We start from the raw sequence: 16724 nt of genomic DNA, 5'->3' as shown, positions 1-16724 counted from the left end.
TTTGTCGCAGCAGGTTCAATTAATCGGTTGTCTGAGCGGGCCTCATCGCTGGCAAGCCAGCTCCCACAGGTATCTCGGGTAAGTCGACTATTGCATTCCCACCGCCGAACCCTGTGGGAGCTGGCTTGCCAGCGATGGCGGCCTCGAATTCGCTGGAGAGCTCGCACCGGGTCGGCAACCCCTCCATATCCCCGCGACTCTGCACCGCCCGACTGCCAATCCAGTTGGCGCGTTGCACCGCCTCGGCAAAACTCTGATGCTCCAGCAGGGCACTGATCATGCCGACGGCAAATCCGTCCCCCGCACCCACGGTGTCGACCACGTTGGCCACCGGTACCCCGGCGACAAAACCCTGATCCAGTTGCGTGCGGTAATAGGCACCTTGCGGCCCGAGTTTGATCGCCACGGCTTCGGCACCCTGATCGAGATAAAACGCCGCGATATCCGCCGGGTCTTCGAATCCGGTCAGCAACCGACCCTCGCTCAAACCCGGCAGCACCCAGTGGGCGAGGGCGGCGAGGCGGTTGATCTCGCGGATCATCTCTTGCTCAGAGGCCCACAGGCTTGGGCGCAGATTGGGGTCGAACGACACGCTGCGCCCGGCATGGCGCATGCGCGTCATCAGCTCGCAAGACATTTCCCGGGCGCTCGCCGACAGTGCCGGTGGAATCCCGGTGGCGTGCAGGTGGCGGGCGCTCAGCAGGCTGTCACTGATCGACAGCGGTGACAGATGACTGGCCGCCGAGCCACGGCGGAAATACTCGACTTGCGGATCGCTGCCATCGTCGTTACGCGACTTGAACTGGAAACCGGTCGGATGCGCGCTGTCGACTGCGACGTGACTGCAATCCAGACCTTCCTCGATCAAGGTCTGGACCACGAAGCGTCCGAGGGAATCGGCGCCGACCCGGCTCAGCCACGCCACATTGAAACCCAGGCGCGACAGGCCGATCGCCACGTTGCTGTCGGCGCCGGCAATGCGTTTGTGAAAGTGCTCGACGGCAGCCAGATCACCGGTCTGTTCGGCGACCAGCATCGCCATGGTTTCGCCGAACGACAGAATATCGATCTCAGACATGGGCAGGCTCCAGACGCGATTGGCCGAGGCGGGCGAGGGCGGCGACATGTTCGGTGGTCAGTGCCACCAGATCATCGCCCTGCAACGGGTATTCGGCGGCACGCATAACGCCTTGGGCCATGTGCCGCAGCAGTTGTTCCCACAAATGCAGGTCGCTGACGGCCGGTGGTACGGCGACCAGTTTGCCGTCGGCGCGGCGCGCTACCGCTTTGCAATGCACGTAGCCGACGTGGCGTCCGAGCAGGCGTGCGGCGTTGGCGGCGGACTGGTCCTGCCACTGCCAGTTGCCGATGTCGAAGGTCATCTTGATCGGCAAATCATGCTGCTCCACCGCCGCGAAAAAACGCTGGAACGGCTCGATGCGGCCGCCATGCAAGGTCTGGTCGTTTTCCACCAGCAACTGCACCGGGCTGGCGCCGAGCAGCTGTTTCAGCGCCTGCAAATCACAGTTGTCGGTGAAGTAACCGAGCGAGACTTTCAGCCATTTCGAGCCGAATGCCTCTGCGTGTTGCAGGGCGTTGATCAGCTCCGGATTGGGCCGTGCCTGCCCGGCGAGCCACAGTTCGCTCGGCGACGAATAAATGCTTTGCAGGCCCTGCGCCTGGGCGGCGGCGTGCAGTTGCTCGGGCACTTCGCGGGTCAGCAACTCTTCGCGCCACTCGATGCGATCAGCGCCAGCAGCGGCCAGCACATCGATGAAGAAGTCTTGGCCGCGCTGGCGCACGAGCTCGGCGCCGTAGCTGGACAGGCTGATGGAAACGGCAGGTTTATTCATTGTTATCTACCTCTGAAACCGGTTTCATTTTTGTTCAAAAAAATATCAGGTGGTTCTGTGATGGCCTTTCGGGCCTCATCGCTGGCAAGCCAGCTCCCACAATTTTCTGGGGGGCTGGATAGATTGCATTGACACCACAAAACCCTGTGGGAGCTGGCTTGCCAGCGAAGGCGTCAGCTCAAACACCACCAATCCTTCTGGTAGAACCCCGCTCAACCAACACCGGCGCAAAATCCACCCTGCGCGCTACCTCGACATCCCCTCGCAAGCGCTTGAGCAAACACTCAAACGCCCGCGCGCCAATCTCGGCCGTCGGCTGGGCGAGGGCGGTAATCCCGCTGCCCACCAACGGGTACCAATCCAGATCATCCAGGGCAATCAGCCCGACATCCTCGAACAACCGGCAACCGATTTCGCGCAAGGCCAGGGTGCAGGCCAGCGCCGCCACGCCGTTGGCGCAGAACAGGGCTTTAGGTCCGGTCGCTGGTGTGGTTAAAAAGGTTTGCAGATGAGTGGCGAGTGCGTCGTCGGTTTCCAGTACGGCGCCGGTCAACCCGGAGCGCCGGGCAATTTGCGCCTGAAAACTGCTGACCCGCTCGATCCGCGAACTGGTGCCGTCATACGGTTCGGTTACCAGCAGCACATCGCGATAGCCACGATGCTGAAGATGCTCCAGCGCCATCTCGATGGCTTGCGGGTTGTTCAGCCCGACCATGTCGCTGTCGAGGCCGTCGACCTTACGATCCACCAACACCAGCGGCATTTCCCGGTGCAACTCGTGGAGTTCTTCACGGTGATGGCCGAGGGTGTTCACGATCAGCCCTTCGATGTTGTATGAGCGCAACAGCGCCAAATGCTGGCGCTCCTGCTCATCGTCGCGGTCGGTGTTGCATACCACCAGGCTGTAACCGTGCGCACGGCAGGCGGTTTCCACCCCGTGCATCACGGCAATTGAATAAGGGTTGCGAATATCGGCCACGAGCATGCCGATCAGGCGCGTACGGCCGCGCTTCAAGCCTCGGGCCATCTGGTTGGGGCGGTAGCCGAGTTCGGCGATCGCCTGTTCGATGCGCAAGGCGATGGCATCGGAGAGCAGGGCGCGGTCATCGCCGATAAAGCGCGAGACGCTGGCCTTGGAGACGCCGGCGCGTTCGGCGACATCAAGCATGGTCACGCGGCTGCGCTGGGCGGCGGAGAAGTCGTTCATGTAGGCGGGCCTTGTTTTTATACTGTGAAACCGGTTTCAGGAAACCTCATCAGCCGCGCTACGTCAACAGGGATATGTGGCGAGTGATCAGAAGAAATCTGACAGACGGTCGTTTTACCTGTCAGATCTGACAGTTGGTCGATGCCGAGAATTGGCGCCTAATTGATTCCAGTACCACTCTGGAAATCAACGGGGAATGACATGCCTGACAATATTCTCGTCTATGACGCTCCGCAGGTTCGTGGTATCCCGGAAAGCGATCCTGCCGGGAACATTCCGCCTGATCTCCTGCAGAATGGTATTGAGGTCATTATTCCTGTATGGCCGCAACAGTCCCCACCCGGAGAGCAAGATACTCTGATTGTTCGGCTGACACGAAACGGTGTTGTCGAGTTTATTTCTACAACGACTTATACATCGCCTATTACAGCGCCCGAGATCATTATTCCCATCGGTCCACAGTTTCTGATCAATGATGGCATCGTGGAGTTGTCTTATGAGACACAAAACTTTGTAGGTAATCCCGCTTACTCTGCTTCTCGAACTTTAACCATCGATCACACTCCCGTTCCGGTCAATCTGCCCGCGCCGGATTTCCCCGCAGCCAATATATGGGGGTATCTCAATTGCAGTTCCAACCCTCCAGTCTGGAACGGGATTGAGGTCAAGGTACCGCCACTGCCAGCTTTTTGTCAGATTGGTGATGTCTGTGCAGTGGAATGGTCCGGTTATTCAACTCTGAATGGCAGTGGAACTGTCATCCCGGGTACTTACAAACGAATCGACAAAACACTGTTGAGTGCGCAGGAAATTGCTGTCGGTTTCTCTATCACGGTAGAGCCATTTGTGCCGCATATAGAACCGATGAAAAAGGATGCATCGGGCAAGGCCGGTTATTCAATTTATCGTGGTTTCAGATTGATCGGGTCCTCAAACAGTGGAGTGGTCAAGATTGACCGGATAATTCCCGGTGAAAACTTGCCGTGCGGTCCTTGAAAGTATTGGTACAAAGCGTCAAACCCTAGCACCGACTTTCGCGTCTCGCCGGATAAGGTGCCTTTATGCATGAGAAACGGAGATCACGTCATGAACACCAGAGTAAGAAATACTGCCTTCAACAAACAGGTTCGGTTGCAAGGTAACGGCCCATCGAATTTGCCCGGTGCCACTATTGCCGACAGAATTCCTGGAGATGGGCGTATTCCGATTTCGAAGTTGAATGCAAACCTGCCGTATACGATTCCTCAGCCGCCTGACGAATTCGCGAACGATACGCTGGACGTCAATCTATACGTCAATGGTGGTACAACCCCTATCACGCTTTTACTCGATCATCCTCTGGGTCCAATTGCCAATCGCACCTGGCCCCTGCCGCTCGCGATACCACTGGCCCGACTTGTAGAGTTGCCAACACCGGAAACGCCCACCGAATATGACCTTGAATACATCATCTATGCCGGAGGTGCTAACCAGACTGACGCCGATATCACCCAATACCGCATCGACAAGACCAAGCCTTACCAGATCAAGTCACCAGCTTCGGACCTGTCGCCACCCGCGATCAATTTCCCCGCAGATTTGCCACCCAGTCAGGAGATCGATGATGCCTACCTGGGCGCCCACCCTGGCGGTATCGACGTCAGAATCACGCTCGCAACGTTCAATGCCGAAGCGACAGACGTTTGTGATATCTACTTTGGCATCTCGAACGATCCGGCCTATGCCACACCCGTTCTGAAAGATGTGACTGTTCCGGCGAGCGGGCTAATCAACATTCCTCTCAGTATTCTCAATGCTCTGAAGGATGGGGTGAATGAGCTGAGATTCATAGTCAAGGATCGGGTGGGTAATATCAGTCACAGGTCAAGACAAAACACGCGAGTGGTCCGGCACCTTGCTCCCCCTGTGCCGGAGAAACCTGGTGTTCCGCTGGCAGATGGCACGGATGGCGATACCCTGATTGATGTGGCGGATTGCATGCTTGGGGTCACTGTCGAAGTGCCCGTTCCCCAGCCCAGCGCGCCTTCCGACTCCATCCGGGTATATTGGGGCAAAACGCAAGCAGGTTCCGAGCAGCTTGTGGGCACCAATACGACGCTGGTCTTTCCGGTGGATTACGCAATCATCAAAGCAGAATACGGTGTCACTGACGTGCCTGTCCCAACTAATGTCCGTTACGAAATGTTCCGGGGAGCTGGCGCGCCGATTGCCACGGAAGACACCGATATCGAAGTCGATATCTTCCAGGATGGCCCCGACAATCCCGATGAGCCGAGCGACGTCAACCCGAACTTTGATTTGCCACGACTGGTTTCTTCTCAAGGCGTCGATAACATCCTCGACGATAACGACTATGGCAAGGATGCGGAAATCTTCGTAAAACTCTATGCCGCTCCTCCTGCCGAAACCGCGCTGTCAGTCACCGTGTTTTATGACGATGTAGCGTTAACGCCGGATATCCTGTTGCAGCCTGGCGATGAGGGAACGGAACTGGGGCCTGTTCCGGTGCCATGGAGTGTTATCGAGTTGAAACAAAACGCAACTATCAAGATCAAGTGGAAACTTTCCCGGATTGGCGGGAACAACCCGGTATTTTCGAAAGAACAGGATGTTGTTGTAAACATCACAAAAATCGACTTGCCGGCCCCGGTGGTAAGTGATCTGGTAAGGAACCGGATTTCCTGCCAGACATTGAACTTCCCGCCGAATGGGGATGGTACTGCTCGACGCAATCTCAAAGTGACTGTGCCGCAAAGTCCTTCAATGGTTGTCGGGCGCACAGTAACTTTGACTTGGGAAGGGTTCTCGGATGAAAACGCTACCGTTCCTATTCCGGGAACCCGCGTGCAAGTTGTTGACCAACCGGTTCCGGATCCGGTTAAAGATATGGTGTTCGAAATCGGCGTATACGCAACTCATCTGAAACCTGTATCAGCAGGCTGGGGCAAACTGACCTACGCAATCTCCAGCGTTTTACCGGATTCGACACCTGCCATTCACGCCGTATTCCTGGTCAATAACGAAGGTAAATTTTGTGAAGAAGTCAATCCTTGATTGACGTGTGAATCAATGGGGGCGTGTATTCGTTTCACGCCCTCATGTTCACATCTGCGTTTTGATCTTCCTGTGCATAGAGTTATCGCTCATGAGAAAAGGATAAGTCCTACAGATAACAAAGTAATTGCTCTATAGCCTTGCACCCCTTCAGAAACGAGATGCCGGGCATCTCGTCGTATTCGATCGTTTATTTTTCGGAGCAGGTGACCAGTATGTATTTACGTTCGTTCCGTGGCTTTTCATTGAAAGGACTGTGCTTGCCATTTCTTGTGATTTCTTCCTTTGCCAGTGCAGCACCCGTAGTAGGAGGCACCGCGAACGTCAATACAGGAGATGCCATCGAACGCTGGGATCTCACTCAAAATGCCACGCTGAACATCAACAATGCCGAGACCCTGGCAATCAGCGCCAACCGCTCGACGGTGAATGTCAACGCTGGTAGCCGAACTCAGGGTATCAGTGCCACCAACAACTCGACGGTGAATCTGAGCGGCGCCAACCTGTCGAGCGTGGGTGCCCGAGCGGGTTTGCAGCTTGTCTCAAGTCTGGGCAACGTCGACAACAGCACGATCAATGCGGACAGAATCGGTCTGTCGGCGGCGCGCGTGTTCGGCACACAGGCGGGCTCGACAGCCAATATCACCAATAACAGCATCATCACCGGCGTGACCGCTGGCGCCCTGGCTACCTCCCACAGCCTGATCAATGTCGTCGACTCGACCCTTGAGGGAACCGGCCCTTCGGGTTATGGCCTGTGGCTGCAGAGTGCTGATGCCGTTGCCAGAAACAGTACCCTCACGGGCGCTCAGAACGGTGTCTTCATCGCGCTGGATGTAACAGGCGTAGCACCCGCCACGTTGAATCTGGACAACACCACTGTTCAGGGTAAAAACGGTTCTGCCATTCTGGTGGATTTCGCTAATGTCGAGCGGACCACCGCGACATTGACACTTTCCAACTCCAGACTTCTGGCGGGCAATAACACCTTGGTTGAGGTCAGGGGCGGTTCCGATGTTTCAATGACCGTCAACAGCAGTACACTCAATGGCGATATCGTGACGGAGGCGGGCAGCACGTTCGGGCTGACCTTGCAGAACAATTCGGTGCTGACTGGCCGGCTTGGAAACGTGACCAACGCCACGATCAACGACAACTCACAATGGGTGCTGGTGGATAACAGCCAGGTCGGAAATCTTGTGCTCAATGGTGGCTCCGTCAAGTTCGGGGCAGACAACGCGTTCTATCAACTGGATGTGACCAATCTGTCCGGCAACGGCCGTTTCATCATGGGTACCGATCTGGCGACCGGCCAGACCGATTTGCTCAACGTCACCGGCACGGCCAGCGGTTCGCACGAATTGCTCATTGCCAGCAGCGGTACGGAACCGCCTGCGGGTCAGCCAGTGACGGTGGTCAAGACCAACGGTGGCTCCGCACAATTTTCGCTGCAGGGCAATGTCGTCGATCAAGGCGCGTATTCCTACGCCTTGGCCAAGAGTGGCAACGACTGGATTCTTGACCCGACCTCTCGCATTGTCAGCCCGGGCGCACGCTCGGTACTGGCACTGTTCAATACGCCTCTGCCGACCTGGTATGGCGAGCTGACCTCGTTGCGCAGCCGGATGGGTGAGTTGCGTTTCAATGGCGGGCAGGGCGGCGCCTGGGGACGGACCTATGGCAATCAATATCAGATCGCTGACGGATCCGGTGTCGGCTACCGGCAGAGTCAGGTGGGGTTCACCCTGGGGGCTGACACCACCCTGCCGGTAGGGGACGGTCAGTGGCTGGTTGGTGTGATGGGCGGCCACAGCAAGTCCGACCTCGATCTGAATGCGGGCACGTCGGGTAATGTCGACAGTTACTACCTGGGCACTTACGCCACCTGGCTGGATGCAAACAGCGGTTATTACGCCGATGCCGTGTTGAAAGTGAACCGGTTTCGCAACGAAGCGAAGGTCAGCCTGAGCGACGGCGCCCGGGCCAAAGGCGACTATGACAACACGGGGGTCGGTGGATCGGTGGAATTCGGTCGGCACATCAAGCTTGACGACGGTTATTTCGTCGAGCCCTTCACCAAGTGGTCGGCCGTGGTCATTCAGGGCAAGGATTTTTCGCTGGACAACGATTTGCAGGCAGACGGTGGCCGCGCACGTTCACTCCTCGGTGAAGCGGGTGTGACGGCAGGTCGCAATTTCAAACTGAACAATGACCTTGAAGTGCAACCTTATCTGCGGGTGGGTGGCGGCTATGAGTTCGCCAAAAACAACGAAGTGAAAGTCAATGACAACGTGTTCAAGAACGATCTTTCCGGGGCACGGGGAATGGTCGGAGCCGGTGTCTCGGCATCGGTATCGAAAAACCTGCAAATGCATGCCGACTATGAATACAGCGACGGCAAGAACTTCCGTCAACCCGCCGGATTGACCCTGGGATTGCGATACGCGTTCTGATCGGCATACTGGAAATTAGAAAAGGAGGCTTCGGCCTCCTTTTCTTTTAGATGCCTAACCGGCCTGGCGTCGATCAATCAGCATGGGCCCCTGCGGGATGACGGTGGACGCGGAATTCGCCGCATAGGTGGTGTTGGCAGGGCTTCAAAGTTGACGTGCAGATTGACGGTTCTAATTGTGTCCTCATCCCGATTTTCGAGTGTGGCGTTAATAATGCCACTGAAAATGGACTTATTAGCGTCGAATGCGAGTTCAGCTATTCCATTGTTGTTGGTATAGGAGATTGGTGTACCCGGTGTAGAACTATCGACAAAAATTACCTGGACGCTAGGAGAGCCAGGAAGCAATGCATATCTGTCGTTCGCGAGACCCTTGGTAAAAGAAACCGTGACTTCCTTGGTTTTATAATCCGGGGCTGACCCCCGCTGTATGGCCTGCATGACATGTGCCTCACCATGAGGCGGGGGGTAGGTCGCCTCAGACAGTATTACCATGCCGGCCTCGTAAGGCTCTGTTACATTGATTGTTCCTTTACATGTGCCTGCCATCACTGATTGGTATGGCACTTTTGCTAATGCGTTCATAAATCCAGCCTCCGCTGTCATGACAAAGGATATCTCGCCATTCAATACAGGCGGGATAGCCTATGAGATGCCAGCCAGGCGAAGCTGTAAACTGTCAGACTTTACAGGTATACATCGCCATTTTTATGTGATTTTTTATTGGCGTCGATTCTTGTGTTTGTGAATGACCTTCAACCAAACAACCCTGCCGCAATATTGATCGAGAAGCCCAGAATCGCCGTGTTGAACACAAACCCGATCAATGACTGTGCCAGTACGATCTTGCGAATGTCGCGAGTGGCGACGCCGACATCGGCCGTCTGTACCGCGACCCCGATGGTGAACGAGAAATACAGGAAGTCCCAGTAATTGGGTGTTGTCAGGCCCTCGGCAAAGCGCAGTGCCGGCTCCTTGCCGTCCCAGGTGTAAAACAGCCGGGCGTAGTGCACGCTGAAAATCACCCCGATCACCAGCCACGAACCTACGACGGTGAGGGCGGTGAACGCGTAATGCAGAAGTTTGCGATGGGTATCCAGATCTTTGGTGCCGGCCAGCTCCAGGGTGATGGCGGCCAGGCTGGCCAACGCCGCGATACACACCACGAACAATACCAGCCCGGCGTTTTCGTCTTCGATGACGGCGATACGTTTGACGTCCGGCGCCTTCGCCCGAACGGTCAACCAGAACATCAGGATCAGGTAGGTCCAGACGCCGGCATTCCAGCCAATCAGTATTTTGCTGATGATCGAATCGGCAGGGACCAGCAGGCCGGTGGCAAGGCCCACCAGAGCGGCGGCGGACAGGCGAGGGTGGGTGCGGGCGAGAAAGCGCATGAGGACTCACAGTGATGATCAATCCCGGAACCTTAGCGCACGCAGCTGTGCTTTTGTAGGAGCTGCCGCAGGTTCGGGCCGCGATTGGACGATCTTTTGATCTGAAACAAAATCAAAAGATCGTCCGATCGCGGCCCGAACCTTCGGCAGCTCCTACAGTGGGGTTAGTGGGGTTTGGTGAAACGCTGTACCAGCTTCATCACCACCACGAAAAACAACGGCACGAAGATCACCGCCAGCGTTGCCGTGATCATCCCGCCGATCACCCCGGTGCCGATGGCTTGCTGGCTCGCCGAACTGGCGCCGGTGGCGATGGCCAACGGCACCACGCCCAGGATGAACGCCAGCGAAGTCATGACGATCGGGCGCAGACGCAGGCGCGCTGCCTGCAACGTCGCATCGATCAGGTCGTGGCCTTCGTCATACAGGCTCTTGGCGAATTCGATGATCAGGATCGCGTTCTTCGCCGACAGACCGATGATGGTAATCAGCCCGACCTTGAAGAACACGTCGTTGGGCATCCCGCGCAAGGTCACCGCCAGCACTGCGCCGAGCACGCCCAGCGGCACCACCAGCAGCACCGAAGTCGGAATCGACCAGCTCTCGTAAAGTGCCGCCAGGCACAGGAACACGATCAGCAACGACAGGCCGAGCAGGATCGGTGCCTGGCTGCCGGACAAACGTTCCTGCAACGACAGCCCGGTCCACTCCTGACCCAGACCTTTCGGCCCTTGAGCGACCAGCCGTTCAATCTCCGCCATGGCCTCACCGGTGCTGTGGCCTGGCGACGGTTCGCCGGAAATCGCAATCGCCGGATAACCGTTATAACGGGTCAGTTGCGCCGGGCCTTGCGTCCATTTGGCCTGAACGAACGCCGACAGCGGCACCATGTGCCCGGCGTTATTGCGCACGTGCATTTTCAGCAGGTCATCGACCTGACTGCGCTGATCGCCTTCGGCCTGTACCACCACCCGCTGCATGCGCCCCTGATTGGGGAAGTCGTTGATGTAGGAGGAACCCACGGCGGTGGACAACACACTGCCGATGTCAGCGAACGACACGCCCAGCGCATTGGCCTGCTTGCGGTCTACTTCCAGTTGCACCTGCGGCGCTTCGGCGAGCGCGCTTTCGCGCACATTCATCAGCACCGGGCTTTTTTCTGCGGCGGCGAGCAGTTCAGTGCGCGCCTGCATCAATGTCGCGTGACCGAGACCGCCGCGATCCTGCAGACGGAATTCGAAGCCGCTGGACGTACCGAGGCCGTCTACGGGCGGTGGCAGTACCGAGAACGCCATCGCGTCCTTGATCTGGCTCAGGGCGATGTTGGCGCGGTCGGCAATCGAGCTTGCCGCGTCATCGCTGCTGCGCTGCGACCAGTCTTTCAACGTGGAAAAGGCCAGCGCCGCGTTCTGCCCGCTACCAGAGAAGCTGAAGCCGAGAATCACCACACTGTCACTGATACCGGGCTCGCCAGCGTTATGCGCTTCAAGTTGCTCGGCGACCTGCACCGTACGGTTCTTGGTGGCCCCGGGTGGCAGTTGAATGTCGGTGATGGTGTAACCCTGATCCTCGACCGGCAGGAACGAGGAGGGCAGACGCGCAAAGCACAGCCCCATACCGATCAGCAGCACGCCGTAGATCAACAGATATCGCCCGCTGCGCTTCAGCGCGTAGCCGACCCAGCCTTGATAGCGATCGGTCAGTTGCTCGAAGCGGCGGTTGAACCAGCCGAAGAAGCCGCTTTTCTCATGATGTTCATCCTTGGCGATCGGCTTGAGCAGCGTGGCGCACAGTGCAGGCGTCAGAGTCAGGGCAAGGAACGCCGAGAACAGGATCGAGGTCGCCATCGACAAAGAGAACTGCCGGTAAATCACGCCCACCGAACCCTGCATGAACGCCATCGGAATGAACACCGCCACCAGCACAAGGGTGATGCCGATGATCGCGCCGGTAATCTGCTTCATGGCCTTGCGCGTCGCCTCTTTCGGCGACAAGCCTTCAGTGGCCATGATCCGCTCGACGTTTTCCACCACGACGATGGCGTCGTCCACCAGAATGCCGATGGCCAGCACCATGCCGAACATGGTCAGCACGTTGATCGAGAAACCCAGCGCCAGCATGGTGGCGAACGTGCCCATCAGCGCCACCGGCACCACCAGCGTCGGAATCAGCGTGTAGCGGATGTTCTGCAGGAACAGGAACATCACCGCAAACACCAGCAGCATCGCCTCGCCCAAGGTGTAAACCACTTTGGTGATCGAGACTTTGACGAACGGCGAGGTGTCGTACGGTATCTTGTATTCGACGCCGGTCGGGAAGTAGCGCGACAGTTCGTCCATCTTCGCCCGGATCAAGGTGGCGGTCGCCAGCGCATTGGCTCCCGGCGCCAATTGCACGCCGACGGCGGTGGACGGTTTGCCGTTCAGGCGCGTGCCGAACTGGTATTCCTGACTGCCGACTTCGACCCGCGCCACATCGCCGATGCGCACGGTGGAGCCGTCGGGGTTGGCCTTGAGCACGATGTCGGCGAATTCTTCCGGCGTCGACAACTGACCCTTGACCAAAATGGTCGCGGTGATTTCCTGCGAGGACGGATTGGGCAAATCGCCAATACTGCCCGCCGAAACCTGCGCGTTCTGCGCGACGATGGCGGTGTTGACGTCGGCCGGGGTCAGGTTGAAACCGATCAGCTTCTGCGGATCGATCCAGATCCGCATCGCGCGTTCGGCGCCGTACAGCTGCGCCTTGCCGACGCCATCGATGCGCTTGATCTCGTTCATCACGTTGCGCGCCAGATAATCACTGAGCGCCACGTCATCGAGTTTGCCGTCGCTGGAGGTCAGGGTGATCAGCAGCAGAAAGCCGGCAGAGACTTTCTCCACCTGCAAACCTTGCTGGTTCACCGCTTGCGGCAGGCGCGATTCGACCACTTTGAGGCGGTTCTGCACATCGACCTGCGCCAGCTCCGGGTTGGTGCCCGGCTGGAAGGTGGCTTTGATCGTCGCGCTGCCGAGGCTGCTCTGCGATTCGAAGTACAGCAGGTGATCGGCACCGTTGAGCTCTTCCTCGATCAGGCTGACCACGCTTTCATCGACGGTCTGTGCCGATGCGCCGGGGTACACGGCGTAGATTTCGATCTGCGGCGGGGCGACGTCGGGGTACTGCGCCACCGGCAATTGCGGGATGGCCAGCGCACCGGCCAACAGGATGAACAGGGCGACGACCCAGGCGAACACTGGGCGATCGATAAAAAACTGCGGCATAGGAAAGCGTCCTGCTTACTGACCAGAGGTCTGGGCAAGTGGAAGAGGGGTGTCGTCGATCTGCACTGTTTCGCCCGGACGGGCGTGCTGCAGGCCTTCGGTGACAATGCGGTCGCCGGGCTTGAGGCCGCCGGTGACGATCCAGCGATCGTTTTGCACTGCGCCCAGTTGCACCGGTTGCTGCGCCACGCGCATCTGCTGGTCGACGGTCAGCACCTGAGCGATACCGGCGCTGTCACGCTGCACCGCACGTTGCGGTACGGTGATGCCGTTCTGCACGGTGGCTTGTTGCAGGCGTACGCGGATGAAGCTGCCCGGCAGCAGGTCGAGGTCAGGATTGGGGAACTCGCTGCGCAGAATGATCTGGCCGGTGCCCGGATCGACGCTGATGTCGCTGAACAGCAACTTGCCCGGTAACGGGTAGAGGCTGCCGTCATCCTGAATCAGTGTGGCCTTGACCTGATCCTGACCGACTTCCTGCAACTGCCCGGAACGGAAGGCGCGGCGCAATTCATTGAGTTCACGGGTCGACTGGGTGAGATCGGCGTAGATCGGGTTGAGCTGCTGAATCAGTGCCAATGGCGTGGTTTCGTTCTGTCCGACCAGCGCACCTTCAGTGACCAATGCACGGCCGACCCTCCCGGAAATCGGCGCGGTGACGGTGGCGTAGCCGAGGTTCAGCTTCGCCCGTTCTACCGCAGCTTTATTGGCTGCCACGTCGGCGGCGGTTTGCCGGGCATTGGCGCGGGCATTGTCGTAATCCTGGGCGCTGATCGCCTTGTCGTCGATCAACTGCGCGTAGCGTTGCTCCTGCAACTTCGCCTGGAAGGCGTTGGCCTCGGCTTTGCGCAGCGCGGCTTCGGCGCTGTCCAGGTCAGCCTTGAACGGTGCCGGGTCGATGCGGAACAGCACGTCGCCCTTTTTCACGTCGCTGCCTTCACGGAACGTGCGTTGCAGCACCACGCCGGCCACTCGGGCACGTACTTCGGCGATGCGTGGCGCGGCGATCCGCCCGCTCAGTTCGCTGCTGATCGACAGGGGGCGGGCCTCGATGGTCTCGATGCGCACAGTGGCCGGCGGCGCTTCTTCTTCGGCCTTCGAGGACGAATCACAGGCGCTCAGCAACAGCGCAACGGCGATGAGGCCGAGCCCGGCCAGCAGATTTTTCGACATGTACTACCCCCAATATTGAAGCCCGCATCCTAAGGCCAGACGCCGAGGGTAGCGGTGAAGCTTTGTAGGCGCTGTGTGAAATTGTGTAAGGGTTTTACTCAGGGACGGGTGTGGGCGTATATCCTTTACGCCTTGAAATTTATTGCGACAGATAAACCGTCATCGCGAGCAGGCGAAGGCCTACATTGGAACTGTGTCAGACACGAACCTTGTAGGAGTGAGCCTGCTCGCGATGAGGCCCAAACAGTCGCCACAGCACTTTCCTGGAACACCCCATGCCCAACATCCTCCTGGTCGAAGACGACACCGCCCTCGCCGAACTGATTTCCAGCTATCTGGAACGCAACGGTTACTCCGTCAGTGTGATCGGCCGTGGCGACCACGTGCGCGAACGGGCACGGATCAATCCGCCGGACCTGGTGATCCTTGACCTGATGCTGCCGGGCCTCGACGGCCTGCAGGTCTGCCGCTTGCTGCGGGCCGATTCGGCAACGCTGCCGATCCTGATGCTGACCGCCCGCGATGACAGTCACGATCAGGTACTGGGCCTGGAAATGGGCGCAGACGATTACGTCACCAAGCCCTGCGAACCACGGGTTCTGCTGGCACGAGTGCGTACTTTGCTGCGCCGCAGCAGCCTTGGTGAGCCGATGACGGTCAATGACCGGATCGTCATGGGCAATCTGTGCATCGACCTCTCCGAGCGCACCGTTTCCTGGCGCGATCAACCGGTGGAGCTGTCCAGCGGCGAATACAATTTGCTGGTGGTCCTGGCCCGACACGCCGGGGAGGTGCTGAGCCGCGATCAGATCCTCCAGCGCTTGCGCGGCATTGAGTTCAACGGCACCGATCGTTCGGTGGACGTGGCGATTTCCAAGCTGCGGCGCAAGTTCGACGACCACGCCGGCGAGGCGCGCAAGATCAAGACCGTGTGGGGTAAGGGTTACTTGTTCAGCCGTTCCGAGTGGGAATGCTGAGCTGATGTTCAGAATCCTGTTTCGCCTGTATCTGGTGACGATCGTCTCCTACAGCGCGGCGATCTATCTGGTGCCGGATCTGGTGGTCATGGCGTTCCGCGAGCGCTTCATCACCTACAACCTCGACTATTCGCGCGGCCTGCAATCGCTGATCACCCGGCAGTTTCACGCGGTGCCGCAAGACCAGTGGCCAGCGCTGGCGCAGTCGATGGACAAAGACTTCCAGCCGCTGCACATCGCTCTGGCACGTATCGACGACGCCGGGTTCACCGCCGCCGAACAGGTACGTTTGCGCGCCGGGGAAAACGTGGTGCGTATCGGCGATTGGGGCTGGCGCACCTTGGCGGTCACGCCGCTGAACGATGATGTCGCCGTGCAAATGGTGGTGCCGCCGGATCCGCTGGACGTCAATCTGTTGTACTGGAGCATCAACGTGCTGATCGGCGCGAGCATGCTCGCCTGCCTGCTGCTGTGGATTCGCCCGCACTGGCGCGATCTGGAACGCCTCAAGGGTGCTGCCGAACGCTTCGGCAAGGGGCATTTGAACGAGCGCACGCAAATCCCCGCCAGTTCCAACATCGGCAGCCTGGCCAACGTGTTCGACACCATGGCCGGCGACATCGAAAATCTGCTCAATCAGCAGCGTGACCTGCTCAATGCGGTGTCCCACGAATTGCGTACACCGCTGACCCGTCTGGACTTCGGCCTGGCTCTGGCGCTATCGGATGATTTGCCGGCGACCAGTCGCGAGCGCCTGCAAGGGCTGGTTGCGCACATTCGCGAACTGGATGAGTTGGTGCTGGAACTGCTGTCTTACAGCCGCCTGCAGAACCCGGCGCAATTACCGGAACAGGTTGAGGTTTCGCTGGATGAGTTCATCGACAGCATTCTGGGCAGCGTCGATGAAGAGCTGGAGTCACCGGACATCGTTATTGATGTTTTGTTGCATGGTCAGCTCGTACGCTTTTCGCTGGATCCCCGCCTGACCGCCCGGGCGATCCAGAACCTGCTGCGCAATGCCATGCGCTATTGCGAGAAACGTATTCAGATTGGCGTGCAGGTCAGCCCTGATGGCTGCGGGATCTGGGTCGACGATGATGGGATTGGCATCCCGGATGACGAGCGTGAGCGGATTTTCGAGCCGTTTTATCGCCTTGATCGCAGCCGCGACCGCGCCACCGGTGGCTTTGGCCTGGGCCTGGCGATCAGCCGCCGGGCGCTGGAGGCGCAGGGCGGGACGCTGACGGTGGAAAGTTCGCCGCTGGGCGGGGCGCGATTCAGATTGTGGTTGCCCACCGCTGCCTGAATAAAGTGAAGGAAAACCTGTGGCGAGGGAGCTTGCTCCCGC

General features: G+C 58.5%; 11 protein-coding genes. 5 read left to right on the top strand and 6 right to left on the bottom strand.

All coding sequences use genetic code 11. The features are described 5' to 3' along the window. Nucleotides 1-19: 19 nt before the first annotated feature. The 3 genes from ACU680_RS06625 to ACU680_RS06615 all read right to left on the bottom strand — a co-directional run bounded on the left by ACU680_RS06625 (nt 20) and on the right by ACU680_RS06615 (nt 3060). On the bottom strand, nt 20-1078 hold the full coding sequence (locus tag ACU680_RS06625; protein ID WP_448179006.1) for a sugar kinase: 1059 nt from the start codon (nt 1076-1078) through the stop codon (nt 20-22). Continuing rightward, on the bottom strand, nt 1071-1853 hold the full coding sequence (locus ACU680_RS06620) for a sugar phosphate isomerase/epimerase family protein (protein ID WP_448179005.1): 783 nt from the start codon (nt 1851-1853) through the stop codon (nt 1071-1073). Before ACU680_RS06620 ends, ACU680_RS06625 begins: the two co-directional genes overlap by 8 nt. Before the next feature lie 178 nt (nt 1854-2031). After that, nucleotides 2032-3060 (bottom strand): LacI family DNA-binding transcriptional regulator, encoded by a 1029-nt coding sequence (locus ACU680_RS06615; RefSeq protein ID WP_448179004.1) that lies wholly within the window; start codon nt 3058-3060, stop codon nt 2032-2034. A gap of 201 nt (nt 3061-3261) precedes the next feature. Between ACU680_RS06615 and ACU680_RS06610 the strand changes: the two genes are divergently transcribed. From ACU680_RS06610 to ACU680_RS06600, 3 genes are all read left to right on the top strand, one after another. After that, nucleotides 3262-4056, top strand: coding sequence for a hypothetical protein (locus tag ACU680_RS06610; protein ID WP_367084584.1), 795 nt, complete (start codon nt 3262-3264; stop codon nt 4054-4056). A gap of 90 nt (nt 4057-4146) precedes the next feature. Beyond that, the gene (locus tag ACU680_RS06605) at nt 4147-6114 is read left to right on the top strand and encodes a hypothetical protein (protein ID WP_448179003.1); all 1968 of its coding nucleotides are present in this window, start codon (nt 4147-4149) and stop codon (nt 6112-6114) included. Nucleotides 6115-6329: 215 nt separating this feature from the next. Beyond that, nucleotides 6330-8567, top strand: coding sequence for an autotransporter outer membrane beta-barrel domain-containing protein (locus ACU680_RS06600; protein WP_448179002.1), 2238 nt, complete (start codon nt 6330-6332; stop codon nt 8565-8567). 754 nt (nt 8568-9321) lie between these two features. Here the strand turns inward: ACU680_RS06600 and ACU680_RS06595 are convergent. From ACU680_RS06595 to ACU680_RS06585, 3 genes are all read right to left on the bottom strand, one after another. Further along, nucleotides 9322-9963 (bottom strand): DUF1345 domain-containing protein, encoded by a 642-nt coding sequence (locus ACU680_RS06595; RefSeq protein WP_102355174.1) that lies wholly within the window; start codon nt 9961-9963, stop codon nt 9322-9324. A gap of 164 nt (nt 9964-10127) precedes the next feature. Further along, the gene (locus ACU680_RS06590) at nt 10128-13226 is read right to left on the bottom strand and encodes a multidrug efflux RND transporter permease subunit (RefSeq protein ID WP_448179001.1); all 3099 of its coding nucleotides are present in this window, start codon (nt 13224-13226) and stop codon (nt 10128-10130) included. Between the two features lie 15 nt (nt 13227-13241). Continuing rightward, nucleotides 13242-14399: an efflux RND transporter periplasmic adaptor subunit gene (locus ACU680_RS06585; protein ID WP_367084578.1), complete on the bottom strand. Its 1158-nt coding sequence runs from the start codon at nt 14397-14399 to the stop codon at nt 13242-13244. A 275-nt stretch (nt 14400-14674) separates the two neighbouring features. On the opposite strand from ACU680_RS06585, the gene ACU680_RS06580 reads away from it, so the two are divergent. Together ACU680_RS06580 and ACU680_RS06575 are read left to right on the top strand one after the other, a co-directional pair. Next, nucleotides 14675-15376 carry a response regulator gene (locus ACU680_RS06580; RefSeq protein WP_007963407.1) on the top strand — a complete coding sequence of 234 codons (702 nt, stop codon included), beginning with the start codon at nt 14675-14677 and terminating at the stop codon, nt 15374-15376. A gap of 4 nt (nt 15377-15380) precedes the next feature. Continuing rightward, the gene (locus ACU680_RS06575; protein ID WP_448179000.1) at nt 15381-16682 is read left to right on the top strand and encodes an ATP-binding protein; all 1302 of its coding nucleotides are present in this window, start codon (nt 15381-15383) and stop codon (nt 16680-16682) included. The last annotated feature ends 42 nt before the right edge of the window (nt 16683-16724 follow it).

This window comes from Pseudomonas sp. LF020, assembly GCF_053456425.1.
The sequence above is the reverse complement of the archived record's forward strand: the minus strand, read 5'-3'. Positions and strand labels throughout refer to the sequence as shown.